23 protein-coding genes are annotated in these 26,526 nt (G+C 65.4%); 7 read left to right on the top strand and 16 right to left on the bottom strand.

The features are described from left to right. Positions 1–36: 36 nt before the first annotated feature. The 7 genes from ATJ78_RS07275 to ATJ78_RS07245 all read right to left on the bottom strand — a co-directional run bounded on the left by ATJ78_RS07275 (position 37) and on the right by ATJ78_RS07245 (position 9,148). Positions 37–1,263: a multidrug effflux MFS transporter gene (locus ATJ78_RS07275; RefSeq protein ID WP_098406982.1), complete on the bottom strand. Its 1,227-nt coding sequence runs from the start codon at positions 1,261–1,263 to the stop codon at positions 37–39. Positions 1,264–1,338: 75 nt separating this feature from the next. Next, entirely contained in the window at positions 1,339–2,520 is a 1,182-nt protein-coding gene (locus ATJ78_RS07270; RefSeq protein ID WP_098406981.1) for an ROK family transcriptional regulator, read from the bottom strand. A 77-nt stretch (positions 2,521–2,597) separates the two neighbouring features. After that, entirely contained in the window at positions 2,598–3,617 is a 1,020-nt protein-coding gene (locus ATJ78_RS07265) for a LacI family DNA-binding transcriptional regulator (RefSeq protein ID WP_098406980.1), read from the bottom strand. A gap of 64 nt (positions 3,618–3,681) precedes the next feature. Then, entirely contained in the window at positions 3,682–5,979 is a 2,298-nt protein-coding gene (yicI, locus tag ATJ78_RS07260) for an alpha-xylosidase (RefSeq protein ID WP_098406979.1), read from the bottom strand. Then, positions 5,980–6,864, bottom strand: a complete 885-nt coding sequence (locus ATJ78_RS07255) for a carbohydrate ABC transporter permease (protein WP_098406978.1) — start codon at positions 6,862–6,864, stop codon at positions 5,980–5,982. After that, positions 6,864–7,769, bottom strand: coding sequence for a carbohydrate ABC transporter permease (locus ATJ78_RS07250; protein WP_098409269.1), 906 nt, complete (start codon positions 7,767–7,769; stop codon positions 6,864–6,866). Before ATJ78_RS07250 ends, ATJ78_RS07255 begins: the two co-directional genes overlap by 1 nt. A gap of 143 nt (positions 7,770–7,912) precedes the next feature. After that, a complete protein-coding gene (locus tag ATJ78_RS07245) occupies positions 7,913–9,148 on the bottom strand; it encodes an ABC transporter substrate-binding protein (RefSeq protein WP_098409268.1) in 1,236 nt (411 codons plus the stop codon). A gap of 290 nt (positions 9,149–9,438) precedes the next feature. Here ATJ78_RS07245 and ATJ78_RS07240 point away from each other — a divergent pair, with 290 nt between their 5' ends. Continuing rightward, the gene (locus ATJ78_RS07240) at positions 9,439–10,401 is read left to right on the top strand and encodes an acetylxylan esterase (protein ID WP_098406977.1); all 963 of its coding nucleotides are present in this window, start codon (positions 9,439–9,441) and stop codon (positions 10,399–10,401) included. A gap of 6 nt (positions 10,402–10,407) precedes the next feature. Here the strand turns inward: ATJ78_RS07240 and ATJ78_RS07235 are convergent, their stop codons facing one another. The 7 genes from ATJ78_RS07235 to ATJ78_RS07205 form a co-directional block, all read right to left on the bottom strand. Continuing rightward, the gene (locus ATJ78_RS07235; protein ID WP_245836242.1) at positions 10,408–11,526 is read right to left on the bottom strand and encodes a Gfo/Idh/MocA family protein; all 1,119 of its coding nucleotides are present in this window, start codon (positions 11,524–11,526) and stop codon (positions 10,408–10,410) included. Further along, entirely contained in the window at positions 11,511–12,215 is a 705-nt protein-coding gene (locus ATJ78_RS07230) for a ThuA domain-containing protein (RefSeq protein WP_098406976.1), read from the bottom strand. Before ATJ78_RS07230 ends, ATJ78_RS07235 begins: the two co-directional genes overlap by 16 nt. Before the next feature lie 24 nt (positions 12,216–12,239). Continuing rightward, on the bottom strand, positions 12,240–13,250 hold the full coding sequence (locus ATJ78_RS07225) for a sugar phosphate isomerase/epimerase family protein (protein WP_098406975.1): 1,011 nt from the start codon (positions 13,248–13,250) through the stop codon (positions 12,240–12,242). Between the two features lie 25 nt (positions 13,251–13,275). Continuing rightward, a complete protein-coding gene (locus tag ATJ78_RS07220) occupies positions 13,276–14,451 on the bottom strand; it encodes a Gfo/Idh/MocA family protein (protein WP_098409266.1) in 1,176 nt (391 codons plus the stop codon). Positions 14,452–14,462: 11 nt separating this feature from the next. Then, entirely contained in the window at positions 14,463–15,290 is an 828-nt protein-coding gene (locus tag ATJ78_RS07215) for a carbohydrate ABC transporter permease (RefSeq protein WP_098406974.1), read from the bottom strand. Further along, positions 15,287–16,132 (bottom strand): carbohydrate ABC transporter permease, encoded by an 846-nt coding sequence (locus ATJ78_RS07210; protein WP_098406973.1) that lies wholly within the window; start codon positions 16,130–16,132, stop codon positions 15,287–15,289. The genes ATJ78_RS07215 and ATJ78_RS07210 overlap by 4 nt, the downstream gene beginning before the upstream one ends. Before the next feature lie 83 nt (positions 16,133–16,215). After that, the gene (locus ATJ78_RS07205) at positions 16,216–17,517 is read right to left on the bottom strand and encodes an extracellular solute-binding protein (RefSeq protein ID WP_098406972.1); all 1,302 of its coding nucleotides are present in this window, start codon (positions 17,515–17,517) and stop codon (positions 16,216–16,218) included. A gap of 171 nt (positions 17,518–17,688) precedes the next feature. Between ATJ78_RS07205 and ATJ78_RS07200 the strand changes: the two genes are divergently transcribed. After that, positions 17,689–18,705, top strand: a complete 1,017-nt coding sequence (locus tag ATJ78_RS07200; RefSeq protein WP_098406971.1) for a LacI family DNA-binding transcriptional regulator — start codon at positions 17,689–17,691, stop codon at positions 18,703–18,705. Positions 18,706–18,756: 51 nt separating this feature from the next. After that, complete coding sequence (locus tag ATJ78_RS07195; RefSeq protein WP_245836241.1) at positions 18,757–19,398, top strand: CGNR zinc finger domain-containing protein; 642 nt, start codon at positions 18,757–18,759, stop codon at positions 19,396–19,398. Here the strand turns inward: ATJ78_RS07195 and ATJ78_RS07190 are convergent. Continuing rightward, positions 19,380–19,985: a 2-phosphosulfolactate phosphatase gene (locus tag ATJ78_RS07190; protein WP_098406970.1), complete on the bottom strand. Its 606-nt coding sequence runs from the start codon at positions 19,983–19,985 to the stop codon at positions 19,380–19,382. The two genes, ATJ78_RS07195 and ATJ78_RS07190, sit on opposite strands and share 19 nt — an antisense overlap. A gap of 62 nt (positions 19,986–20,047) precedes the next feature. Then, positions 20,048–20,554, bottom strand: coding sequence for an EVE domain-containing protein (locus ATJ78_RS07185; protein WP_098406969.1), 507 nt, complete (start codon positions 20,552–20,554; stop codon positions 20,048–20,050). 46 nt (positions 20,555–20,600) lie between these two features. Here ATJ78_RS07185 and ATJ78_RS07180 point away from each other — a divergent pair, with 46 nt between their 5' ends. The 4 genes from ATJ78_RS07180 to ATJ78_RS07165 all read left to right on the top strand — a co-directional run bounded on the left by ATJ78_RS07180 (position 20,601) and on the right by ATJ78_RS07165 (position 26,504). After that, complete coding sequence (locus ATJ78_RS07180) at positions 20,601–21,086, top strand: hypothetical protein (RefSeq protein ID WP_098406968.1); 486 nt, start codon at positions 20,601–20,603, stop codon at positions 21,084–21,086. Between the two features lie 194 nt (positions 21,087–21,280). Next, entirely contained in the window at positions 21,281–22,816 is a 1,536-nt protein-coding gene (locus ATJ78_RS07175; RefSeq protein WP_098406967.1) for a DEAD/DEAH box helicase, read from the top strand. A gap of 163 nt (positions 22,817–22,979) precedes the next feature. Beyond that, a complete protein-coding gene (locus tag ATJ78_RS07170) occupies positions 22,980–23,495 on the top strand; it encodes a GNAT family N-acetyltransferase (RefSeq protein ID WP_098409264.1) in 516 nt (171 codons plus the stop codon). Positions 23,496–23,513: 18 nt separating this feature from the next. Continuing rightward, positions 23,514–26,504, top strand: coding sequence for an alpha-mannosidase (locus ATJ78_RS07165; RefSeq protein WP_098406966.1), 2,991 nt, complete (start codon positions 23,514–23,516; stop codon positions 26,502–26,504). The last annotated feature ends 22 nt before the right edge of the window (positions 26,505–26,526 follow it).

Genomic DNA, 26,526 nt, shown 5'->3' with positions numbered 1-26,526 from the left:
CCACCCTCGCGGCGGGGGCGTCGTGCTGTGCGCGGGTCAGTCGCTCAATCGAGGGACCGAACGCGGGCGCACGATGATCCAGAGCGCCGTGATCGCGATGGCGGCCGTTGCGATCATGACGCCGGCCATCGACTGCGTGCTCACGCCGAGGGCACCGACGATCGGAGAGGTCAAGCCCGCGACGCCGAAGTTGAGAGCACCCAGAAGGGATGCTGCGGTGCCCGCCTCATGCCCGTGGTTGACGAGCCCGAGAACCTGCACAGCGGGAAACGTGAACCCGCACGACATGATGTAGAAGAACAGCGGAATCAGAATGCCGATCAGGCCAGCGCCTGTGAACGCGAGAATGAACATCGTCGCGGCCGACAGCATCTGCACGATGGTCGTCGTCGCCAGCACCCACTGCGGGCCGTACCAGCGCATGAGCCGCGACGAGATCTGCACGCCGATCACCACGCCGATGGAGTTGGCCCCGAACAGCAGGCCGTACTGCTGAGCATCCATCGCGTACATCTCCTGAAACAGAAACGATGAGCTCGACAGATACGAGAACAGTCCAGAGAAGTTCATGGCGCCCATGAGCGCGACGCCGACGAAGATGCGGTCGCCGAAGACATTCTTGTAGCGCTCACCGACCGTTCCATGTCCCTTGCCAACGCGCCGCTCCTTGGGAAGCGTCTCGATGATGAAGACTGCGACGCACACGACGACAATGAGCCCGTACACAGCGAGAAACCAGAACAGGCCGCGCCAGGGAAGCCACAACAGAAGCTGCGATCCGAGCACGGGAGCGAGAATCGGTGCGAGCCCGTTGACGAGAGCGAGTCGCGACAGCATCCGCACGAGAGGCTTGCCGCCGAACAGGTCGCGCACCATCGCCATCGCCACAACGCCGCCTGCGGCCGCGCCCGCGCCCTGCAGCACGCGGAACACCATGAGCGTCACGACATCCGTCGCAACCGATGCCCCGAGGCTCGCGAACACGTGCACGCTCGTGGCGATGATGAGCGGAAGCCGGCGTCCGACCTTGTCGCTCCACGGGCCCATGAACAGCTGCCCCACAGCGAAGCCGATCGTCGTTCCGGTGAGGGTGAGCTGAATCACCGAGTCCGGCACAGCGAACTCCTCCGTGAGCACGGGGAACGCGGGCAGGTACAGGTCGATCGTAAAGGGGCCGAGCGCGGTGAGGGCACCGAGCACGAGCACGTAGACGAGGCGCTGACGTCCGGAGAGCGAGTCTCCGGGGTGCACGACAGTAGTCACAGAAGTCCTTGGCCGAGCATGGAGGTGTCGAGCGCGGTCCCGAGCCGCCCAGCGCTCGAATCGATTCGAGAGTGACTACTCTACTGGATGCTGTGGAACAGCGTTCACGATTCTCGCCGGGTCGTCGAGCACGCTGCCGAAGACGAGTTCCGCCGCGCCGATGAGCAGAATCTCGTCGCCGAGCGCCGCACGCGCGATGGCGACGTCTTCGAAGGCGGGGCCGAGCGTCTGCAGCCCGACAAGCCGCGTCATCTCGTCGGTGCGAGCGTCGTAGAGCGCGCCGAGGAAGCCCCCGAGCACCACGAGGGCGGGGTTGAGGATGTTTATCGTGTTGCGCAGCGCTGTCGAGAGCATGTCGACTTGCCTATCGATCTCGGCGACGGCGTCGTCGTCAAGTGCAGACAAAACGGCCTGCTCCAATTGGTCGGAGTCGACAGCGGGAACGTTGAGCACGTCGAGCAGTCGTGCTCGATTCACTTCGTCTTCGAGCGTGGCACCGGGAACCGCCGCCCCGGCGACGCGCGTGTGACCGAACTCGCCCGCGAACCCGCCGACGCCGCCGAGCAGCTCACCGCCCACGATCATTCCGCCACCGATACCGCTCGCACCGCCGTTGAGGTATACGAGGTCCGAGACGCCGTCACCTGCGCCGAAGTTGCGCTCGGCGACGGCGCCGAGGCTCGCATCGTTGCCGACCCAGCACGGCAGCAGCGTGGCCTCGGCGAGCATCGCCGAAAACGGCACGTCCTCCCAGCCCAGGTGGGGAGCGAGGCGCACGCAGCCGTCTGAGCTGCGAACGAGACCGGGAACCGCGGCGCCGAGCCCGAGAATCACGGCGCGATCGGGCAGCTCGCTGCGCAGCTCCGAGACAAGACCGGCGGTGATGCGCACAGCCTCTTCCGGCGTCGGCGCGGCGTCGACCTCGCGGCGCACGTGCGAGCGCACGACGGCGTCGAGTCCGACGACGCCAACCGTGATCGCGTCGACCTCGGGGTTGACCGCGAAAGCGACAGCATCCTTATGCGGTCGCACGAGCGGCGAGGGCCGTCCGACGGTTCGCGTTCCCTCGGGGAGCTCCTCGACGGCGAGTCCGAGTTCGACGAGCTCAGCGACGAGCGCCGCGACGGTCGACCGGTTAAGACCGGTGAGGGCGGTCAGCCGTGAGCGTGAGAGCCCGCCGCTGCGGTGAACGAGCCCGACGACCGTCGAGAGATTATGCCGTCTGACGGTATCGAGATTGTTTCCGCGCACTGCCACACTGCGACTCTAATGCGTGCCGCGGCATGCGGGCCGGATCGCGTCTCGTCCCGTGGTCACGACGCAGCGCGCGCCGATCACGACGCCACCGCACGAACCGTCGCGACCGACCCGCGTTCGATGTACCGCGGAGGCACAAGCTCGATGTGCGGATCGATCTCTGCGGTCAGCTGCTGAACAAGCAGCTCGACGCCGCGCACGCAGGAGTCCGCGGCGACCAGCGGAATCACGTCGAGCGGAGGCGCGAAACGCGACGTGTCGAAACTCGAGCACGCCGATACGACAGACAGGTCGTCGGGAACAGTCACCCCGCGATCGGCGAGCTCGTCGAGCGCGGAGGTCTGAATCGGCTCTTCGCAGTTCATGACCAGGCCCGTCATATCGGGAAGCTGTGCGTAGAGCTCGTCGAGAGCAGCACGCACCCCCGCTGGCCCGTGCCCAGGCAGCGCGACGGCGCTGCGCACGCCGAGCTCGTCTGCGGCGTCGACGAAGCCGGAGCGAAAGCGATGAGGAAAGTTCGACCCGCGCTCGTAGATGCGCGGCGGGTGTCCCAGCATGCCGATCGATCGGTGCCCGTGCTCGGCCAGACGAGTCAGCGACAGCTCGGCCGCCTGTCGAAAATCAAGGTCGACGCAGACGAGGCCGTGCGTGTCGTCTGGAATTCCGATGACCGTCGACGGCAGGCCGATCGATCGCAGCATCTGAGCGCGCTCGTCGTCTTTCGCGACGTCGAGAACGATGATTCCGTCGGCGAGCCGGCTCGCCGCGACCCGCTGCAGGCCCGCCGTCGCCTCATCCTCCGTCAGCAGAAGCACGTCGTAGTCGAACGATCGCGCCGCCTGTGTGACGGCGAGCACGAACGCCATGTGTGCTGGGGCATAGGTGTCGGCGTGCAGCGGAGCCGTCACGGCGAAGATGTGCGTCTTCGTTCCCGCGAGCATGCGCGCGCCGGCGTTCGGGCGATAGCCGAGCTCTCGCACAGCATCCTGAATGCGCTTGCGCGTCTCTTCGCCGATCGATCGTTTCCCGCTCAGCGCATACGAGACCGTGCTGATCGATACCCCTGCTGCCTTCGCAACATCGTGGATGTTCGCCACCCGTCCCCCATTTCCCCATCGAATCGCAGATCGCTCAGTCGGAGTTTAGATCACACCGACGGACTCACTCGGCAGCATTTCGCCACGTCCATGTCCCCTCAGCGTCGCTGGTCACCTGCACGCCGGAGTCGCTCCAGCTCGCGTGGAACACCGCGGCGCCTCCGTCGGGAGTGGTGATGGTGACGTCGCGGCCACCGGCATCCTGTGTCGGATACACCGCGAGCGTCAGGCCGTCGAGGTAGTCGTAGTCCGGGCGATCAGACCGCGCGCCGAGGGGAATCACGGAGCCCTCGCGAATCCAGAGCGGGATGCTGTCGAACGCGTGCGTCTCGGCGCGCCACGCGCCCCCATCGACGGTCTCGTTCGTGAAGAAGTTCGTCCAGCGGCCCGCCGGGAGGTAGTACTGCACCTCGCCCGCCGCGCTGAACACGGGAGCGACGAGCATCTGAGAGCCGATCATGTACTGGCGGTCGAGGTGATCGACCGACGGATCTCCAGCGAACTCCACCTGCATGGGACGCATGAACGGCAGCCCGGTCTCGTGCGCTTCGCGTCCCACCTGAAGCAGGTACGGCATGAGCCGGTTCTTCAGCTGCGCAAACGTGCGCGTCACGTCGACAGCGCTCTGCCCCGGCTCTTCTGTGCCGTCGTCGAAGAGCCACGGCACGCGGTAGCTCGTCGATCCGTGCAGGCGCGAGTGGCTCGACAGCAGCCCGAACGCGACCCACCGCTTGAACACGTCGGCGTCGGGCATGCCCTCGAAGCCGCCGATGTCGTGGCTCCAGAAGCCGAAGCCGCTCAGTGCGAGAGAGAGCCCCCCGCGCAGCGTCTCGGCCATCGATTCGAAGCTCGATGAGTTGTCGCCGCCCCAGTGCACCGGCATCTGCTGGCCGCCCGCGGTGGCCGAGCGCGCAAACAGTACGGCTTCGCCCTTTCCGCGGTACTCCTCCAGCACGTCGAAGACGGCCTTGTTGTACAGCTGCGTGTAGAGGTTGTGCATCGCCGCAGGGTCGGTGCCGTCGTGCCACACGACGTCGGTCGGAATCCGCTCGCCGAAGTCCGTCTTGATCGCGTCAACGCCCTGCTCGAGCAGCGCGCGGATCTTGCCCTGATACCACGTGACAGCGTCGGGGTTCGTGAAGTCGACGAGCGCCATGCCCGCTTGCCACATGTCCCACTGCCAAATGTCGCCGTTCGGCTTCTTGACCAGGTAATCGCCCGCAGCAGCCTCCTCGAACGCTGCACCGCGCTGGGCGATGTACGGGTTCATCCAGACGCTCACGCGCAGGTCTTTGCCGTGCAAGCGCTCGAGCATGCCGTCCGGGTCGGGGAACACGCGTGTGTCCCACGCGAAATCGGTCCAGTTGAACTCGCGCATCCAGAAGCAGTCGAAGTGGAAGACGCTCAGGGGAAGGTCGCGTTCGATCATGCCGTCGATGAAGCTCGACACGGTCTTCTCGTCGTAGTCGGTCGTGAAGCTCGTCGAGAGCCACAGCCCATACGACCAGGCCGGAACCTCTGCCGGGCGCCCCGTGAGCCGCGTGTAGCGCTCGATCACGTCGGCGGGAGTCGGGCCATCGATTACGAGGTACTCGAGAACTTCGCCGGGGACCGAGAACTGCACCTGCTCGACAGCTTCGCTGCCCACCTCGAACGACACGTGTTCGGAGTGGTTGACGAGCACGCCGTAGCCGCGGTTGGTGAGGTAGAACGGAACGCTCTTGTACGACTGCTCGCTCGACGTGCCGCCGTCGGCGTTCCAGACGTCGACAGACTGGCCGTTCTTGACCAGCGGGCCGAACCGTTCACCGAGCCCGTAGACAAGCTCGCCCACGCCGAGTGAGAGCTGAGCGTGAAGATAGCGGGATGCCGCGGGGCGGCCGTCTGCCGAGGCACCGACTTCTCCGACTGGCTCGGCTGCCACGGCAGCATCCGGTGCCAGATCCATGCGCCCGATCGACTTTCCGCCGCTTCGCGTGAGCACGCGCCCGTTCGATTCGAACTCAAGGCTCCACGGGCTTCCGGCGGCGATGCGCGCCGTGAGTGATCCGCTCGTGAGCGAACCGCCGACGTCATCGATGCGGATCTCCGTCGCGGCAGCATCCGCACCGGGCATTTCGAACCCGCGATGGTGCGCCGAACCGAGGTGGTTCTCGACGCGCACCGCTATGACGCCCGCGAGCGGGCTCGACAGCGACACCGTGAGCGCCGGGCGGTTCAGCGTGTCGCCGCGCCTGGCGATCACCCGCGTGGGTGCGGTGACGCGCACCGACTCCCCCACGCGCTCGATGTCATACGCCTCCTGGGCGTAGAGCGCTGTGACGCCGGGGCGGGTCTGCCAGAATCCGTCGGTGAACTTCATTTACTTGACTGCTCCTGCGGTGATGCCCCTGGTGAGGGTGCGTTGGAAGATGAGGAAGAAGATGAGTGTCGGTATGAGTCCGAGAAGCGCAGACGCACTCGTCGTCGTCACATCCATGAGCCGGTCGCCCTGCAGCACGGTGATCGCGACAGGCACCGTCTGCGTCGCATTGCTGATCAGGAACGTGAGGGGAATGAGGAATTCGTTCCACGTCCAGATGAAGAAGAAGATGAGCAGCACGCTCAGCGTCGGGCGCGAGATGGGAAACACGACGGTCCACAGAATGCGCCAGCGGCTGGCGCCATCGAGGGATGCTGCTTCGAGCAGCTCCTTCGGGAAGGTGCCGTACACCGATGCGAGCAGGTACGTGCCGAATGCCGACTGGATCACCGTGAAGATGATGATCACGGCCCACTGGCTGTCGTAGAGCCCGATCTGCTTGAACATGAAGTACAGCGGGTAGAGCAGCACCTCCTGCGGGAGCATGTTCGCCAGCAGAATGAGCACGACGATCCACGTGCGTCCCTTGATGCGGCCGATGCCGAGCGCGAAGGCGTTGAACATCGAGATCAGCACGGCGAACACGGCGACGAGTCCCGAGATGTAGATGCTGTTCCACAGCTTCTCAGGGAAGTTCACGCGTTCCCAGAATGCCACGAGCCCGTCGGTGTAGATTTCGGTCGGCAGCGCGAGCGGCCCCGACATGTTGTAGTCCTCGGGCGACTTGAACGAGTTGATGAGGATCATCAGGAACGGCACGGCGATGAAGAAGCCGATGATGATCGCGACGGCGAGAACGACCCAGTCGCCCGCGGTCTTGCGGTTCTTGCTGCCCGCTCTGCGAATGGGAGCGCGCCTGCCTGTTGTCACGAGTTCTGTGGCCATCAGACCTGCTCCTCCTTGCGCTCGAGCCGGTTCTGGAAGGTGATGAAGACAATGCTCACGATCGCGATCACGACGGTGAGTGCTGTGGCGATCGTCGCGCCGTAGCCGACCTGCTGCGACTGGAAGAACTCGCTGTACGCGTAGTACGCGGGAACGATCGTGGAGGTGCCTGGTCCGCCGCCCGTGAGCGCGTAGACCGGACCGAACACCTTGAGGGCGGCGATCGTGCACGTGAGCACGACGACGAAGATCTCGGGCCGGATGATGCTCGCGGTGATGGCGCGGAAGCGCTGAAACCAGTTCGCGCCGTCGAGCTCTGCCGCCTCGTACAGCTCGGGGTCCACGCGCTGCAGCGCCGCCATGAAGATCACGACCGGGTAGCCGAGCTGCACCCAGATCATGATCACCATGATGCTGATGAGCGCCGTGTCCGGGCTGCCGAGCCAGTTATGCTGCAGGTCACCGAGTCCGATCGCGGCGAGGACGTTGTTGAGCGCGCCGTTCTGCGGCCGCAGAATCCACCCGATCACGATCGCGGCGATCACCGACGGCATGATCTGCGGCAGGTAGTAAGTGGCGCGCAAGAAGCTCGCGAGCTTGCCGCCGAACTTGCGCCCGATGAGGTCGAAGAGCATGGCGGCGAGCACGAGGCCGAGTAGCGTCGGCACCACGACCATGGCGAGGATCATCGCGATCGAGTTGATGAACGACGTCCAGAACGTCTCATCGCCGAAGAGCTTGATCCAGTTATCGAGTCCCGTCCACTCGGGCGGTTTGATTCCCCGGTAGTCGGTGAACGACAGGTAGATGTTCCAGAACAGCGGGATCACGATGATCACCGCGAGCAGGGCAAGACCGGGAATCAGGTAGAACCAATAGGTTCGCGAGGTCGCGCCGGGGATCATGCCCTCGGGCGCGCGATCACGCTGCCGGTCGCGCGAGCGCGCACGGGCAACGGCAGCCGTTGTCGCCATGAGAAGTCCTTCGAATCAGTGTGCAGAAGAGGGGCCGGATGCTGCGGGGCGTCGCCCCGCAGCATCCGTACGGCTCAGCCGACGATGTCGTCGACGCCCGCCTGGTACTGCTCTCCGAGTTGCTTCTGCACTGCGGAGGCATCCTTCGTGCCGTTCAGCAGCTCCTGCAGCCCTGCGTTGAGCTCGTCGTAGAACGTGGCGGTGGGCCAGTCGGGGTAGAAGGCGATGCCGTCGCGCTCCGTCAGCGTGTTGAAGTTGGCGATGAGCTCTTTGCTCTTCTCGTCGGTGATGTCAGCCTCGTCTGCCGCAACGGGAACGCCACCGTTGTTGCCGATGAGCGCCTGAATCTCGGGGCGCATCGTGATGTCGATGAACTCGTAGGCGAGCTCCTTGTTCTGTGCCTTCTCGGGCACAGACCACATGTTCCCGGCCGAGCCGGGCGACATCTCGGCACCGGGGAAGAGGAAGGTTCCCCAGTCAGCATCCATCTCCGTCGTGAAACGGTTGTACCACCAGCTGCCCGAGAAGAAGATCGGGTATGTGCCGTTGATGAATGCCGTTCCGGCGTCTTCAGCCTTGAGCCCTGTTGCGTCGGGCGAGATGAAGCCCTTGTCTGTCCAGTCCTGAATCGTCTCGGTGGCGTAACTGATCTCGGGACCCGAGAAGTCGACGTCGTCCGTGTAGAGCTGGTAGGCGTCGACCCAGTCGCGGTCTGCCTTGGTCAGCGCGAGCTGGTACCAGAGCTGCCCGAGCGGGTACTCGGCTGCCGCCTCGGCGAGCGGGGTCACACCCTGATCGGCAAAGGCCTGCATGACCGACTCGAACTCGTCGAGCGTCGTCGGCACCTCGAGTCCGGCCTCGGCGAACATGTCTTTGTTGTAGTACACCTGAACGTACTCGCCGTAGTTGGGCACGCCGTACCAGCTGCCCGAGCCCATGATGCCGTCTTCGTTGTACATCGCGGTCGTCTGCAGCGAGGGCGCGAGCTTCTCGTCCCAGCCGTACTTCTCGACGGCCTCGTCGAGGCTCGACAGCAGTCCCTGGCTCGAGAGCAGGCCAGCCGTTGCGTTGCCCTTGTTGTACTCGAGCAGGTCGGGCGCCTCGTCTGAGTTGAGAACCTGGCTTGCTGTCGAGCGGATCTGCTCGAAGCTCTTCTCTTCGAACTCGACGGTTGCGCCGGTCTCTTCTTCGAAGATCTTGATCGCTTCAGCCCAGGCGATGCCCATGGCGCTGTCCGCGCTCTCGTAGTGCCAGAGCACGAGTGTGTCCTCGTCGTGGCTCGCTCCCGCTGAGCAGCCCGAGAGAACCATCGCGCCCAGTCCAACGGCGGCGATTGCAGTGGCCACCTTCGATTGGCGTTTCACGGTTTACCTCCTTGTAAGGCCCTGGTCGCCAGGGCTGTGTACGCCGAACTCGATCGAGGGAGATCGTCGTTTGTCTAAACGTTTCGACGCGCTGTGTTGCGCACGAGTCTAAACGCTTCGATAAGCCTTTCGCAACCGATTTGTCGAATCGAACGACAAACAACGAGGCGGTGCGTGCTCTGCCGCTACTGTTGAGGAATCCGACCGTGCACCGACGCAGAAAGAGACGCCCATCGATGTTCGTTGATATGCCAGAGGCCGACCTTGTCGCCTATCGCAGCTCGCAGACCGTTCCCGAGCACTTCGACGAATTCTGGCGTCGCACACTGCAGGAAGCCCGCGATGCGGCATCCGCTCCGGCCCTGACGCTCGTCGACTCCGGGCTCACGACGATCGACACGTACGACGTGACGTTCTCGGGGTACGCGGGGCAGCCGGTGCGCGCGTGGCTGCGTGTGCCCGCGGGAGCACAGGGGCCGCTGCCTGCGGTTGTCGAGTACATCGGCTACGGCGGAGGCCGCGGTCACCTGCACGAGAACCTCATGTGGGCATCTGCCGGTTTCGCTCATCTGCTCATGGACACCCGAGGGCAGGGAGCGGGCTGGGCGACCGGTGACACTCCCGATCCCGATGGCACGGGGCCGCAGATTCCGGGCATGATGACGCGCGGCATCGACAGCACAGACACGTACTACTACCGCCGCGTCTTCACCGACGCGGTACGCGCACTTGAAACCGCGCGCGAGCTCGAGATCACGGATGCTGAACGCACGGTGATCACGGGCGGCAGTCAGGGCGGCGGCATCGCCATCGCGGTCGCCGGGCTGGTTCCCGACGTCGCCGCGGCGGCGCCCTACGTTCCGTTCCTGTGCGATTTTCCCCGGGCGACCGTGATCACCGACAACGATCCGTACAAGGAGATCGGCCGCTACCTCGCCGTGCATCGCGACAAGGTCGCGAGCGTGCACGAGGTGCTGTCGTACTTCGACGGCGTCAACTTCGCCCGCCGGGCTGTGGCTCCGACGCTGTTCTCGGCGAGCCTCATGGACCCGACGTGCCCGCCGTCGACAATTTACGGCGCGTTCAACGAGTGGCGCGGGCCGAAGCGCATGTCGCTGTGGCAGTACAACGGCCACGAGGGCGGCGGACCGCTCGACCGCCAGTACGCCCTCGAGTTCTTCCGCGACGTGCTGGGCTAGCCCCGGTCACCGCAGCGCGACAGCATCCGGTCGCTCGACCGTGCTCGCGATGTCGACGACCGCGTGCTCCGCGCCCGCGCGCAGAATCGCGTCCATGACCTCGAGCACGTGAAACGCGAGCTCGCCAGACGCTCGGTGCGGCCGGCCTTCGTCAATCGCCTCCGCGAGGTCGACGATGCCGATGCCACGGCCGCCGTCGCGGAACCCCGCCGCGTCGACCAGCGGCATCCACTGCCTGCTCTCGGGCGTCCACACTTCGCCGGTCTGCGAGAAATGATTGGGGTCGGGAACGGCGATCGTGCCTTCCGTGCCGTACACCTCGAACAGCGGGGCCCGCGTCGCCCATACCTCGAAGCTCATCGTGACCGTCGCCGTCACCCCCGATGCGTGCTCGAGCAGCGCCGTGATGTGCGTGTCGACGTCGACGGGCACCGGCTCTCCGGCGAGCGCTCCGGTCGCGACGGTGCGCTGCCTGTTCGACCGCCTCACGGTTCCCGAGACCCGCGTCACCGGCCCGAACAGCGTCACGAGGCTCGTGAGGTAGTACGGACCCATGTCGAACAGGGGCCCGCCGCCCGGCTGGTAGTAGAACGCCGGAGAGGGGTGCCAGAGTTCGTGGCCCGGTGCGCTCCAGTGAACGGATGCTGCAACGGGCGACCCGACGCGCCCGTCGTCGAGAGCGCGCCGCGCCGATTGCACGCCGGTGCCGAGCACGGTGTCCGGCGCACATCCCACGCGGCGTCCTCGGTCTCGCGCGAGCTGGAGCACGGGCTGCGCCTGCTCGGGGGTGAGCGCGAGCGGCTTCTCTCCGTACACGTGCTTGCCTGCCTCAAGAGCGCGTCGAGCGATCTCGGCGTGAGCGGCAGGGATCGTCAGGTTCAGCACGAGGTCGACGCCGGGGTCCGCGAGCAGTGCGTCGACGGTCAGCGATCTGACGCCGCGCTCTGTGGCGACAGCATCCGCTCGCCCCTGGTCAACATCGGCGACGGCGACGATCTGAACGCCCGCGTGCCGCGGCAGTTCGGCGAAGTACTGCGCGCTGATGTTGCCGACGCCGACGATTCCGATGCGCAGGGGGCCTCCGGTTGCTGAACCGCCTCGGTCGGCGTTCAGCGTGCCGCCCACAGGAGTCCCCTCTCGACGATCGTGCGCACGTTCGGGTCGTCAAGAACCTCGAGCCGATGACCGGCGGTGCAGACGAAGATGCGTCCGCGACCCCACTTGCGGGTCCACACAGCGGGCGTCGTGACGGGCTCGTTCCACGCGTCGAAGTCACGGGCGGCGACTGTCGTCGTCGCGAGCACGTCGTTGTAGCCGTCTGAGAGCACCCAGTACTGCTCGGTCGTGAGTTCGAAGTCGCTGAGCCCCGCGACGATCGGGTGGTCGGCGCGCTCGGGAACGATGGTGATCGTGTGCGTGAGGTAGTTGTCGGCCTGCTCCCCCGCGAGCTCGCTCTTCGGAGCCTTCGCCGCGTGGTGGGCGAACTGCCCGCCAACCATGTGCAGGTAATCTGCGCTGTTGCGGTACGAGTCCGCGATGCCGCCGTGCCAGCCCGCGAGCCCCGTGCCGCCGCGCACCGCTCCGATGAGCCCGGCGAGCTCATCGTCGGCGATGGTGCTCATGGTGTTCGTCTGCACGATGAGATCGACGGATGCCAGAAATTCGGCGTCCGTGTATACCCCCGTCGATTCCTCCACCTGCACGTCGAAGTCGTTGCTCTCGAGAAACGGAATGACGCTGTCGGTCGTCTCGATCGGCTGGTGGCCGTCCCACCCGCCGCGCACGATGAGCGCTTGTCTGCGATTACTGCTCATTGCTGATTGTCTTCTTTCTGTGAGCTACTTCTTCTGCGAAAACGCGGCGTCGAAAGCGGCGTCCGGCGGACTGATCCGCGCGAGGTTGCGCACGAACTCCAGCGCTTCTGGGCCACCGACGAGCCGTTCCATTCCGGCGTCTTCCCACTCGACGCTCGTCGGCCCGTCATACCCGATGGCGTTGAGCGTTCGAAAAATCGGACCCCAGGGAACGTCGCCGTGACCCGTCGAGACGAAGTCCCAGCCGCGCCGCGGGTCGCCCCACGGCAGGTGTGAGCCGAGACGGCCGTTTCGCCCTCCCGTCAACTGCACGACCGATTCCTTGCAGTGCACGTGATAGATCTTCGGCGCGAAATCGAGCAGGAACGTCACCGGGTCGACCTGCTGCCACACGAAGTGGCTCGGGTCGAAATTGAAGCCGAACGCCTCACGGTCGCCGATCTCCTCAAGAGCGCGCTTCGCCGTCCAGTAGTCGTACGCGATCTCTGATGGGTGCACTTCGAGGGCAAACCGCACGCCGACCTCGTCGAACACGTCGAGAATCGGATTCCATCGATCGGCGAAGTCCCGGTAGCCTGCGTCGATCATGCCATCCGGTACGGGCGGAAAACCGGCGACGGTCTTCCAGATCGCCGAACCGCTGAAGCCGGTCACGACGTCAACGCCAAGGGCCGCGGCCGCGCGGGCCGTCTGCTTCATCTCCTCAGCGGCGCGTTGGCGGACGCCCTCGGCGTCGCCGTCGCCCCACACGTGTGCGGGCAGAATCGCCTCGTGCCGTTCGTCGATTGGATCGTCGCACACGGCCTGCCCGACGAGATGGTTCGAGATCGCGAACACCGACAGCCCGTTGCGTTCGAGAATCTCTCTGCGGTTGCGCACGTAGTCGGGGTCGGATGCTGCACGGCGAACGTCGAGGTGGTCACCCCAGCTCGCGATCTCGAGGCCGTCGTATCCCCACTCGCCGGCGAGGCGAGCGACCTCCTCGAACGGCAGGTCGGCCCATTGTCCGGTGAACAGTGTGATCGGACGCGTCATTGCTCTTCCTCTCGATTCTCGAATCTCATGCGGTGCGCCACGTCGACGCGTTCTGTGCGCTGTGCTCGACAGCATCCAGCACCCGCTGCACCTGGGCAGCCTCGGCAAACGACGGGCTGGGCTGCCTGCCTGCCGCGATGTCGTTGACGAGGTCGACGACCTGGTGGGTGAAGCCGTGCTCGTAGCCGAGACCGTGCCCCGTCGGCCACCAGTTGCCCACGTACGGGTGCTCGGGCTCGGTCACGATGATGCGCCTGAAGCCAATGGCCTCGGCATCGTCTGTCGCATCGTAGTAGTTGAGAACGTTCGACTCCTCGAAATCGAACGAGACCGAGCCGCGGCTGCCGTTGATCTCCACCCGCATGGCGTTCTTGCGGCCAAGCGCGTATCGCGTGGCTTCGAACACCCCGATCGCGCCGTCGGCGAATCGCGCGCTGAAGATCGCGGCGTCGTCCACGGTCACGGCGCCCTTCTCGGCATTCGCTGCATCGCCATGGCCGCCGAGTCCGACGAAATCGCCGCCGACGGGCCGCTCGGTCACGAACGTGTGGGTCAGCGCCGAGACTCCCTCGATGCGCTGCCCCGTCACCCACTGCGCAATGTCGATGCTGTGGGCCCCGATGTCGCCGAGCGCGCCGCTTCCCGCCTTTTCGCGATCGAGCCGCCACGTGAGAGGCGCGTTCTCGTCGCTCAGCCAGTCTTGCAGGTACTGCGCGCGCACATGCCGGATGCTGCCGAGCCGGCCCTCCTCGACGAATCTCTTTGCGAGGGTCAATGCGGGCGTGCGGCGGTACGTGAAGCCGCACATGGCAAAGACCCCCTGCTCGGCTGCGCGCGCAGCAGCATCCGCCATCTCCTCCGCGTCGGCGAGGGAGTTCGCCAGCGGCTTCTCGCACATGACGTGTTTGCCCGCGGCGAGCGCGGCGAGTGCGATCTCTCGGTGCGTGTCGCCCGGTGTGCAGATGTCGATGAGATCAATGTCGTCGCGCTCGATGAGGCGTCGCCAACCGGTCTCCACCGACTCCCAGCCCATGCGGTCTGCAGCCTCGCGGACCGCTGCCTCGTTGCGTCCTGCGACCGCCGTCAGCTCTGGCGTCAGCGGCAGGTCGAAGAACCGCGGGGCTGTGCGCCACGCGTGCGAGTGTGCGGCGCCCATGAACGCGTATCCGACCATGCCGACGCGCAGTCGTTGTGTGGTCATTGTGTCTCCCGTCATTTTCCGAATCCTGCTGTGAGACCGCTCACGAGCTGCCGGCGACCCAGCGCGTAGAGAACAACGATCGGAAGCGCCGACAGTGTCACCGCGGCGAGCACGGCAGGAATGTTTATCTGGAACTCACCTTGGTACGCCCACAGTGAAAGCGGAAGTACCCGCTTGTCGGCGCTTTGCGTGAGAACGAGTGGAAAGAGGAAGCCGTTCCACACGTTGAGCCCATCGTAGATCGCGACGGTGATGATCGCGGGCTTCGCCAACGGCACGACGAGGCTGCGCAGCATCCGCCAATCACCCGCACCGTCCATGTGCATCGACTCGAAAAGTTCACCGGGAATGTCTCGCATGAAATTGACGAGAATGAGCACCGTGATGGGAATGGCGAAGGCGATCGACGGAAGGATCAGCGCAAGCAGACTGTCGTAAAGGCGGAGCTGCGTGATCATGTAGTAGATCGGAATGATCGTCGCCTGCAGCGGTATCGCGATTCCCAGAAGGATGAGCGCGAACGAGTTCTTCGCGAATCGCGTTCTGCTGCGAACCACGTAGTAGGCGGCCATGACGCACACGATGAGCACGACCAGAACCGTCGACGCCGTCACGATCACGCTGTTCATGAAGTAGAGGGCGAAATCGTTCTGCAGCACCGTGACATACGCGTCGAGCGTGGGTTCAGACGGCGGAAGAAGTGCGTTCTCGCTGAAGAACGACGACTGTTCCCGGATGCTGGTGACGACGACGTAGTAGATCGGCACGATGATGATGGCGAGCCAGACCCAGCCGAGGAGCCCTCCGATGACGTTCGGGCGTGTTCTGACCGCGCTCATGCGCCCTCCATCTGGCTCTCCATGCGGTTGGCGCCGCTCATTCGGTTGAGAACGAGCGACAATGTCAGGCCGACGACAACGAGGATGACGGCGATGACGCTCGCGCGCCCCATGTCGAAGCTGCGGAACCCGACGAGATACATGTCCAGGGGAAGGATGCGGGTTGCATTCCCTGGGCCTCCCGCCGTGAGCACGTAGATCAGGTCGAAGTAGGTCAGCGAGCCGACGAGCATGAGCGTCGATGACGTCACGATTGTGTACCGCAGCTGCGGGATCGTGATCGACCAGAATCTCGTCCAGACGCTCGCTCCGTCGATCATCGCGGCTTCATACAAGCTTGCCGGGATCTGCTTGACGCCGGCTTGGTACAGGAGCGTGTGAAACGGAATGAAACTCCACGCGATCACGAAGAGCACGACGCCGAGGGCGAGTTGCGGATCTCCGAGCCAGTTCTGCGCGAGAGCGTCGATTCCCAGAGCGCTGCCGAGGCCGAAGTTCGGGTCGAGGAGTGATTTGAAGGCGATGGCCACCGCTGCGGCCGAGAACACGAGCGGGAGAAAGTACAGCACAGCAAGCACGGCCCGGTAGCGCTGGTGACCGGCCGTGAACACTCCGAGCAGAAGACTGATCGGCGCTTGGATGAGCCAGCTCGCGACCATGACAACGAAGCTCAGCCACGCCGCGTTTCCAGTCTCCGGCGACGTGAGCGTACGCAGCCAGTTGTCGACGCCCGCCCACGTCGGCGTTCCCAGCCCATCCCAGCTCATGAAGCTCAGAACCAGGACGCCTGCCAACGGAATCAGAGCGAAAACCGCGAAGAACGCAAGGGCCGGAATGACCATGACCGGGCTCGGACCGCGACGCGCACGCGTCGCGGACCGAGTGGCTCCTCCCGCTACCAACCGTTCGGTGACGGTTGTGACCACTAGAGCGTCCCGTTCATCGCGTCAACGAACTGCTGCGGTGTCGACTTCTTCAAGAAGACGAGATCGAGGTTCGTCAGGAGTTCCTGAGCTTGCGACGGGCGCAGCGCCTGATCCCAGGACAACTGGAAGTGCGGGGCGTTCTTGACCAAGTCGTAGGCGAAGGTGAGGAAGTCCGCGTTGTCCGACTTCGCAAGCTCCTCTTCAAGGCCAGCGACGGGCGGAACCCCTCCGCCCTCGATGAGCTGGGTGGTGTAATCGTCAGAGAACACCATCTCGTCGAGATACGAGGTGACCGTGTCCTGCACGTCTTCCGATGCGTCGGCGCTCACGGACCAGTAGTTGGCCGGGTTGCCGACGATGTTGGCAGGATCACCGGCACCACCCTCGATGGTCGGGAAGCTCGTCGTGGCGAGACCGCCGCGCTCCACGAAGTCGGGGGCGTCTGTGAGGAATGACGAGTAGAGCCAGCTGCCTTGCAGAAGCATCGCTGCCTTGCCCGTGTGCAGCAGGGCCGCGTCTGCGCGGGTATCGGCCACGACGGAACCGAAGCCATCGCCGAACGCGCCGCGATCAACGAGTTCCTGAATCTTCTCGAGTGCTTCGATGATCGCCGGGTCGGACCATGCGTCCTCTTCTCCTGCGAGTACAGCATCGAAGACCTCGGATCCGCCGATCCTGTCGGTGAGGTACTGAATCCACATCAACTCCGGCCACTTCGACGCACCGGCGAGGGCAAACGGTGTCACGCCTGCGTCAACGAACGCATCGACAGCCGAGAGCAGTTCGTTCCACGTCTTCGGTACGTCGACACCGACCTCGTCGAAAAGCTCAGTGTTGTAGTACAGAACCACGGGCTGGCTCTGTGAGTTGGGAACAGCGTAGAGCTTGTCGCCGATCATGCCGTTCTTCACGACGGACGGAAGCACACGATCAACGAGGTTGGACACCTTGCCCGTCAGATCGACGACCTTTCCCTGATCCACATAGTCGGCGAGTGTGCCGCCACCCCAGCCGAACACCAGACTCGGGCCGGTACCTGCGCCGATTGCCGTGCGGATCTTCTCCTTGTACGCGTCGTTGTTGAACCACTCGACGGAGATCTCGGCATCGGGATGTTCGCTGTTCCAGTTCTCGAACGACGTCTTCCAGATTTGTTCGTGCACGCTTCCGGTGGTGGCCCATGCGCTCGCCTCGCCGGCAGCGCTTTCGCCGGGTCCGCTCGTACCGCATGCGCTCAGCGTCAATGCGGCTGTGGCCAGCAGCGCAGTACCGAGCGCCAGTCTCCTTCGCGATCGGATCATGATTCGCCCTTTCTCATCGTTGAGTATCGCTTCGAAACAATTTCCGCAGTTCTTTCCGCGTCGTTTCGAGAGATTAGCAGACCAAATTACGCAGGACAATGGCCCGCGCGTGTACTCCCCGCACGTCTCGCCAGAGGTATAGGCTCGAAATAGTTTCAGGGGAGGTGTCGCATGGAGGTAGCTCGACCAACGCTGCACACGGTGGCGCACATGGCGGGAGTTTCAGCGGCGACAGCATCCAAGGTGCTCAATGACCGCGAAGGAATCGCGGAGAGCACGAGAAGACGCGTGCTCGATGCGATCAAGCAGACGGGGTACCGCCGCAGCGTCGAGACAGCTCCACACCGACGCCCAGCGATCGTCGCTGCCTCTCACGGCTTCGACTCTGCATACGCGGCGAGCATCGTCGACGGCATGGCGCGCGCCGTCGATCCGCTGGGCGTCGACCTCGTCGTGACTCTCGCTCGACGTACGGACACGCACGACGACGTCGCGTCCGCTGAGCAATGGCTTGCCGAACTCGCGGACGCAACGGGTGTGATCATGCTTACGGGAACTCTGTCGGATTCCATGATCTCGACAGCGCATTCGATGAACATTCCGATCGTGATGATCGATCCGATCGATACCAAAGACAGCCGAGTCGTCTCCATCGGCGCCACGAACTGGGAGGGTGGTCGAACCGCAACCGAGCACCTCATTACCCTCGGGCACCGGCGCATTGCGTGGATCGGCGGCCTTTCGGGGTCGATTCCGTCTATTGAACGACGTCACGGATACGCGAGCGCAATGCAAGGAGCGAGGTTGACCATCGACGAGTCACTGATCGTGAGCGGTGACTACACGTTCCAGACGGGATACGAGAACGCGCTGCCACTGCTGTCGCGTGCACATCCGCCGAGCGGCTTCGTGTGCGGCAATGACGAGATCGCCCTCGGAGTGATTCAGGCCGCACGCGAAGCGGGGCTCGGCGTACCGCATGACGTGTCGGTCGTGGGGTTCGACGACACTCCGGCCGCCCGGCGCGCGACACCCCAACTGACGACAGTTAATCAGCCGCTCGCGGGTATGGGTGCGATGGCCGTGGAGACCGTGCTGAGTCTCTCGCGCGGCGCAACGCCGCCGTCGATGCACATTCAGCTCGCGACGTCGCTCGTCGTGCGCGAGTCGACGGCGCCGCCACGGTGACGGTTCTTCGAGGGACCAAAGCGGCCCGACGCGACCGGATAGAGTAAATGCGTGATTTCGGGGGAACGCCTTTCAGAGACCGGGCAGTGGCTCGAGTCTCAAGAGGGCACCCGTTGGTGGTACGACAGCGGGGCGCTGTGCCTCGATTTCGCCTACACCGGACCGAACGATGACACCGGCGACGGCCTGGCCTCGAGTTGGGAGCAGCTCGTCAATTCGGCTGACCTCGATGAATGGCTGAGCGACCGCTTCACCGTGTCTGCCGGGAACGAACGCGATCTGCGCGACGCGCTCACACTGCGCGAAGCGATTGCGCATGTCATGAAAACCGCTGCTGCGCAGAAGAACCCACTGCGCCGCGACATCGACATCATCAATCTGTATGCCGCGACTCCCGACCTTCCTCCGCGGCTCGACGGCGGATCGCGGCAGGCGGGGCGAACGATGCCGAGAGCAGGGCAAGCGCTGTCGACAATCGCGCGCGACGCCGTGAGCGTCTTCGGCGGCGAGCGCGGCGGAATCATCCGCACATGCGATGCCGACGACTGCTCGCTGATCTACCTGGACGTCTCGCGCGCGGGAACGCGGCGCTGGTGCTCCATGCAGCGCTGCGGAAACCGGCACAAAGTGCGGCAGCATCGAGCCAGGCAGCGAGCGAGGGCCGAGGCGAACGCTCAGCCCGCTGCCCAGTAGCCGTCTGCTCCGAGAACCGGGACAAGCTCGCTCACGTCAACCGTGCCCGCGGCAACAACATCGTCACGACGGCCAGCAGCGATCTGCTTCTGCCCCGCCGCGGACGCCGTGAACAGGTGGCCGACGGCGCGCTCAAGCCCGGTGAACGCCGCACTTGCCGCCGCGGCTTCGGGAGAGGCGTAGTCGATGCCGACGGCAGCGAGTGCATCGACGATGGCACCGCCCGCGAACAACGCGTCAACGGCGAACCCCGACCCGTTCGGCTCAGATGCCGTCTCGGCGACGACGGCGACGCGCACTCGGTCGCCCTGCTCGACTTGGAACTGCAGAACGCGTTGTGCGACAGCCGTGCGATTGCGCAGCGAGGCGGCGTACACGCGCGCACCCGTTGCTCGAGCAGCATCCTCGACCCACTCGCTCGCCCGAGCGCGGCCGCGCGCCTCGATCTCCGTCGAGAGCGGATGCCCGTCGGCGATCCCCTGCGCAACGATGACGACGCCAGCGCCCTCAGCGATGGTCTCGAGCCCCGCGCTTCCCCACTCGAACCGAACCTCATACCGCTGTTGCTGCTGAACTTCTGTGCTCACGCCGCCAGCCTAGGCCTGTGCCGGCGGCAGCATCCGGAGTGTTGCCCCGTATGACGACCGCGTCAATACCAGCGCGGGTCATCGCGCGGCTCGGGAACGACATCGGCGATGATGCGGTCGTGCGGACGGCGATCCTCGGGCGCTGGCATGCGCATGGCGAGACGAATGGCGTCCCAATCGTGACGACTGAGCTCGACAAGGCCCGGACGCAGCTTCACGCCCCAGGTGCGACTGGACCGGGTGAGATCAAGGTGGGGTTTGAGCGGGCGAATCGGCGCTTCGATCGCAGGGCGGTACCAGTCCATGCGGCGCCGCCAGTGGCGAGCGGATGCGTCGGCGCGACGATCAGCCGAGTAGACCTCATCGTCGGCAACGCGCCCGATCGCTGTGAAGGCGCGCAGCGGTGCGCCATCCGCCGACTCGCGCGGCGAGTAGTAGACGAGACCGTCGGCTTCGCCGAGCCGGCTGATCGCCTCGCGGCTGCCGTAATTGAGCTGAGCGATGCCCAGACGAACCGCCTCGCGCACGTGGTCCCGCTGAACCACGCCAAGCCAGAACCGAATCGCCATGTGCTATTTCTACCCGAAACCGACGACGCGCAGGCAGACTGGGGCCATGTACGTGCAGTTGAAGCTGGTGCTCGACACTGACGCCGCCGCCGCGTGGCGGGCACTGAGGTCGCCCGCGGTGATGCGGGAGTTGTACGCTCCGTTCATCAGCGTCGACACGGGCGCCGAAACCATGTGGGGCAATACCGCACGCGAGGCACCTCTGTCGTTCGCGGGACTCGTGCCGCTCGGGCGCCAGCTGATCGACCTGGACTACGACGAGACGAGCCACCGCGGCGTGAAGATTCTGCGCGACACGGGCGCTCCAACCAGCGGTCCGCTCAGCGCCCTGCGCGGCTGGAACCACCGTATGGCGGTGTCGCCCGCTCCCGGCGAACCCGGCCGGACGCTGCTGCGCGATCGACTGAGCTTTCACGGGCCGGCAGCCGCGGCGTACTGGTATCCGCTCTGGGCCATCTGGCAGTGGCGTGGCTCCCGCTTGCGCGACATGGCGCCGAGTTGGGCGTTCGACCCCGAGCTGCAGAGCGATTGAGAGCGCGGCGGCGACTCACAGCATCCATCAGCTAGACTGAGTGCACTTGCGGGCAACGTCATGCCCCTTGCGTCGTAGAACGCTCCCTCTCCCCGGCAACGGGTCGATGACTTTCATACGGCGAACGAATGCGCGATCCCGCGCCTTCGCCATTTCTCCGCATCACCTGCGGATCTCGATGCCTGAAAGGCACCATGTCAGAAAACACATTCGGCGCGCTCGGCGTGCCCGCTCCCCTCGTGTCTGCCCTCGCGAATGATGGCAAGACCGAAGCCTTCCCGATTCAGATCGACACGCTGCCCGACACACTCGCCGGGCGCGACGTGCTCGGTCGCGGCCGCACCGGCAGCGGTAAGACCCTCGCATTCTCGATTCCCATGGTCGCGCGCCTCGGCACAGATCTGGCCGGCGGCAAGCGCCGTCCCGGCCGGCCGCTCGGCCTCGTTCTTGCGCCGACGCGCGAGCTCGCGACGCAGATCGATGCCGTGCTCGCACCGCTCGCCGCGGCGTACGGCATGAAGACCACGACGATCTACGGCGGCATCAACCAGCGCCGCCAGGTTGAGGCGCTCAACGCCGGCGTCGACATCGTGGTTGCGTGCCCCGGCCGTCTCGAAGATCTCATGAACCAGGGCCACGTTCGCCTCGACGCCGTCGAGATCACGGTGCTCGACGAGGCGGATCACATGGCCGACCTCGGGTTTCTGCCGGTCGTCACGCGCATTCTCGCGGCAACACCCGAGAACGGGCAGCGTCTGCTGTTCTCGGCGACGCTTGACAACGGCGTCGACAAGATCGTCAAGCGCTTTCTGCACAAGCCCGTGACGCACTCGGTCGACGACGAGACCAGCCCCGTCGACGCCATGACGCACCACGTGTTCTTTGTCGAGGATGCTGACGGCAAGAGGGCCCTCGTCGAGAAGCTCGCCTCCGGCCGTGGTCGCCGCATTCTCTTCACCCGCACCAAGCACCACGCCAAGAAGCTGGCGCGTCAGCTGACGGCATCCGGAATTCCCGCCGTCGACCTGCACGGCAACCTCTCGCAGCCGCAGCGCGACCGCAACCTTGCGGCCTTCAGCGACGGCAGTGCGCGCGTACTCGTGGCAACAGATGTCGCCGCGCGCGGCGTGCACGTCGACAACGTCGAGCTTGTTGTGCACGTTGACCCGCCCGTCGAGCACAAGGCGTACCTGCACCGCTCCGGCCGTACGGCGCGTGCCGGCAGCGAGGGCACTGTTGTGACCGTGTGCCTCCCCGTGCAGCGCGACGACCTCAAGAAGATTCTGCGCAAGGCGGCGATCACGGTGACCCCGCAGACGGTGACCGCCGAGTCGCGCGTCGTCGTCGAGCTTGTGGGCGAGGAAGCGCCGTACGTGAAGCCGCAGCCGAAGCCCGTGCAGCAGCAGGGCGGCGGTAAGTCGCAGGGTGCGAACGCGCGACGCAAGCGAGCGGCACGCGAGGGGCGTCAGGATGCCGGTGGGCGCGGCTCCGGCCAGCGCAGTTCTGGTCGCGGAGAGCGCGACGATGCTCCGCGGCGCGACCGTTCCGGCCGCCCTGCTGCCGTGAAGTCGGGCGCTAGCCGCTCTGGCCAGGGGCGCTCGGGAGCGCGCTCGGGTCAAGGCCGTTCTGCTCAGGGGCGATCGGGCTCGCAGGGCGTGTACAGCACGTCCTCGCCGGGCGCATCAGCTCCCCGTGGCGAGCGCACGCACCGCCGCGTCTCGTCACGCTAACCGCAACTCCGAGCGCGCACTCACCTGAAGGCGCCAAGAACGTATCGGCGGAGAGGTAACGTTACCTCTCCGCCGATACGTTTTTGGCGCAATCCGTGGCGGGCGAGTGCGTCACAGCATCCGTCGATTATGAACCGGCGAGAAGTCGATGTACCGTCTCGATATGGACACCACGGATGCTGTCACTCCCACACTCGATGTGGTCATTCGCCCGGTGCGCGATGTTGACGCCGAGTCACTCGGTCGCGTGCATGCGAAGTGCTGGCACGAGACCTACGATCACCTGATCAGCACGGCCGCGCTCGAGCGCGTATCGCCGCTGCGCCTCGCCGAGCTCTGGACGCACTGGACGCAGCAGGGCGACGAGTACCACCAGCACGTCGCGCTCGTCGACGGCGAGATCGTGGGCTTCGTCGGTTCTGGCCCGGCTCGCGATGAAGACGCGCCGCGCGACCGCGAGCTGTACTACCTCTACCTGCTTGCCGCGTTCCACGGCACCGGCATTGGGCAGAAGCTGTTCGACGCCGCGTGCGGCGACCGCCCCGGCTACCTGTGGGTCGCGGATGACAACCCGCGAGCGCACGGCTTCTACAAGCGCAACGGTCTTAAGCGCGATGGCGCGCAGCAGGTGCAGCCGTTCCTCGGTGAAGAGATTCTCGAGGTGAGGCTCGTTCGGTAGCGCGCGGCGGCCTCAGGCATGCACGACGACACGAATCTCACCGTCGGTCGCGCGACGCGCGTTCTGAACGAGCGCGTCTCGGCCGCGATCTATTCGAGCGCCGTTCCGCTCTCGGTGAGCGCGCACGCCCTCGCGGGCAAACCGATCACCCCAGAAGTGGGGCTCGCGCTGGAGTTCACGCCGTTCGAGGTGGACAGCGCGTGGGGGCCGGCATGGGGAACGACGTGGTTCAAGCTCACTGGCTCGGTGCCGGCCGAGTGGGCGGGGCGTCGCGTCGAGGCACGCGTCGACCTCGGCTTCGACACGAACATGACCGGGTTTCAGTGCGAAGCACTCGCCTACCGCGCCGATGGAACACCCGTGAAGAGCATCAACCCGCGCAATCAGTGGATTCCGATCGCGGATGCTGCCGAAGGCGGCGAGCCGATCGAGCTGTACCTCGAAGCAGCATCCAACCCGGTTCTTCTCGACTACCACCCCTTCTTGCCCACGCAAGAGGGCGACATCGAAACCTCGTCACCCAAGCCGCTGTACCGCGCGCGTCGCATGGAGCTTGCCGTCTTCGAACCCGAGGTCTTCGAGCTCTCACTCGACCTCGAGGTGCTTCTCGGGCTTCAGGCAGAGCTTCCGGCCTCCGAGCCACGCCGCATGCGCATTCTGCAGGCCCTCGACAATGCGCTCGACAGCCTCGATCTGCAGCGCATCGTCGAGACAGCATCCGAGGCCCGCGCTCAGCTTCGCGACGTGCTCGACTCCCCTGCCGAAGCCAGCAGCCATCGCATCGCCGCGATCGGCCACGCGCACATTGACTCGGCATGGCTGTGGCCTCTGCGCGAGACGATCCGCAAGGTCGCCCGCACCGCGTCGTCGATGACCGAGCTCATCGACCGAGACCCCGACTTTCTGTACGGCATGTCGAGCGCGCAGCAGTACGAGTGGATCAAACAGCACCGCCCCGAGGTCTACGCGAGGGTGAAGGATGCTGTCGAGCACGGCCGTTTTCTGCCACTCGGCGGCATGTGGGTCGAATCCGACACGGTCATGCCGACCGGCGAGTCGCTCGCACGTCAGTTCGCCTATGGGCAGCGCTTCTTCGAGCGGGAGTTCGGCGTGCGCTCCAAGGGCGTGTGGCTGCCCGACAGCTTCGGCTACTCCCCCGCACTGCCGCAGCTGATGCGCCGCGCGGGATTCGAGTGGTTCTTCACGCAGAAGATCTCGTGGAACCAGCGCAACGTCTTTCCGCACCACTCGTTTCTCTGGGAGGGCATCGACGGTTCGCGCGTATTCACGCATTTTCCTCCGATGGACACGTACAGCTCGGAGCTGTCGGGCGCAGAGGTCGCGAAGTCGAGCCGGCAGTTTCGGGAGAACCGCGTCGCCTCGCGGTCGATCGCGCCTGTGGGCTGGGGCGACGGTGGCGGCGGAACAACGCGCGAGATGACCGGCAAGGCGCGCCGGCTGGCGAACCTTGAAGGCAGCGCGCGCGTTGCTTGGCAGCATCCGGATGACTTCTTCGACGAAGCGCGAGCCGAGCTCACAGACCCGGCCGTGTGGGTGGGCGAACTGTACCTCGAGCTGCACCGCGGAACCCTCACGAGCCAGCACGCGACGAAGGCCGGCAACCGCCGTGCGGAGCAGGCGCTCATCGAGGCCGAACTGTGGGCCGCCACGGCGGCGGTGCGCGAGGGCTTTGCGTACCCGTATGACGAGATCGATCGGTTGTGGAAGCTGCTTCTGCTGCACCAGTTTCACGACATTCTGCCCGGAACATCTATCGCCTGGGTGCACCGCGAGGCCGCGGCGGCACTTGCAGGCGTGGTCTCCGACGCGCAAGCGATCGCGGCCGATGCTCGTCGCACGCTTGTCGGCGAGGGCAACCGCGAGCTCGTGTTCAGCCCGAGTTCGGTCGCCGGACCTGTGCCGCTCGGCGCGGCGCCTGCCGCAGCATCCGCCCCCGCTGTCTCTCTGACAGAACGCGACGGAGGTTTCGTGCTCGCCAATGAGCAGGTCAGTATCGTGGTGTCGCGGGAGGGCCTCATCACCTCGGCGATCGACGCCGCCACGGGACGCGACGCGATCCCGCAGGGCATGGCCGCGAATCTGCTCCAGCTGCACCAGGACTTTCCCAACATGTGGGACGCGTGGGACATCGACCGCTTCTACCGCAATCGCGTTGACGACTTGCGCGGCGTGGAATCTCTCAGCGCGACGGTCACCGACGGCGTCGCTCACGTCACGGTCGAGCGCACATTCTCGCAGTCATCGGTGCGGCAGACGATCTCGCTGGCGCCGGGAGCGAAGACCGTCGTGCTGCGTTCAGAAATCGACTGGCACGAGACCGAGAAGCTGCTCAAACTCGCGTTTCCGCTCCACGTGCACGCGGCGCACACCGAGGCGGAGACGCAATTCGGTTTCCACGCGCGGCCCACGCACGTCAACACGAGCTGGGAGGCGGCGAAGTTCGAAACGTCGATGCACCGGTTCGTCCTGGTGCGCGAGCCCGATTTCGGCGTCGCCCTCGTGAATGACTCGGTGTATGGCTACGACACAGCGAGAGATTCGACGGATGCCGGTGTGACCACGACCGTGCGACTGTCGCTGCTGCGCGCGCCGCGGTTCCCCGATCCCGAGACCGACCATGGAACGCACGTGATCACGACGGGGCTCGTGATCGGCGCGGACCCGCAGAGCGCGACGGCGGCGGGCATCGAGATGAACGCCCCGGCAACGGCGGTGACGGGCGCGCACGAGGTGCAACCGGTTGTTTCGGTGACGGGCGATGGCATCGTCATCTCGAGCGTGAAGCTCGCAGACGACCGCTCGGGCGACGTTATCGTGAGGGTCTACGAATCGCTCGGACGTCGCGTCTCGGGCAGACTCGACGTGGGCTTCGAGAACGGCGGAATTCGCGAGGTTTCGCTCATCGAAGACGACGTCGACGATGCACGCACCGGCGAGGATCTCTCGCTCACGCCGTTTGAGGTGCGCACGCTGCGAATCACGCGCTGACCGCGAGGGCGCTTCCTCGGTG

Source organism: Paramicrobacterium agarici, assembly GCF_002563955.1.
Classification (GTDB): Bacteria; Actinomycetota; Actinomycetes; order Actinomycetales; family Microbacteriaceae; genus Paramicrobacterium; species Paramicrobacterium agarici.
Note: the sequence above shows the minus strand (reverse complement) of the source record. Positions and strands in the feature narration are given on the sequence as shown.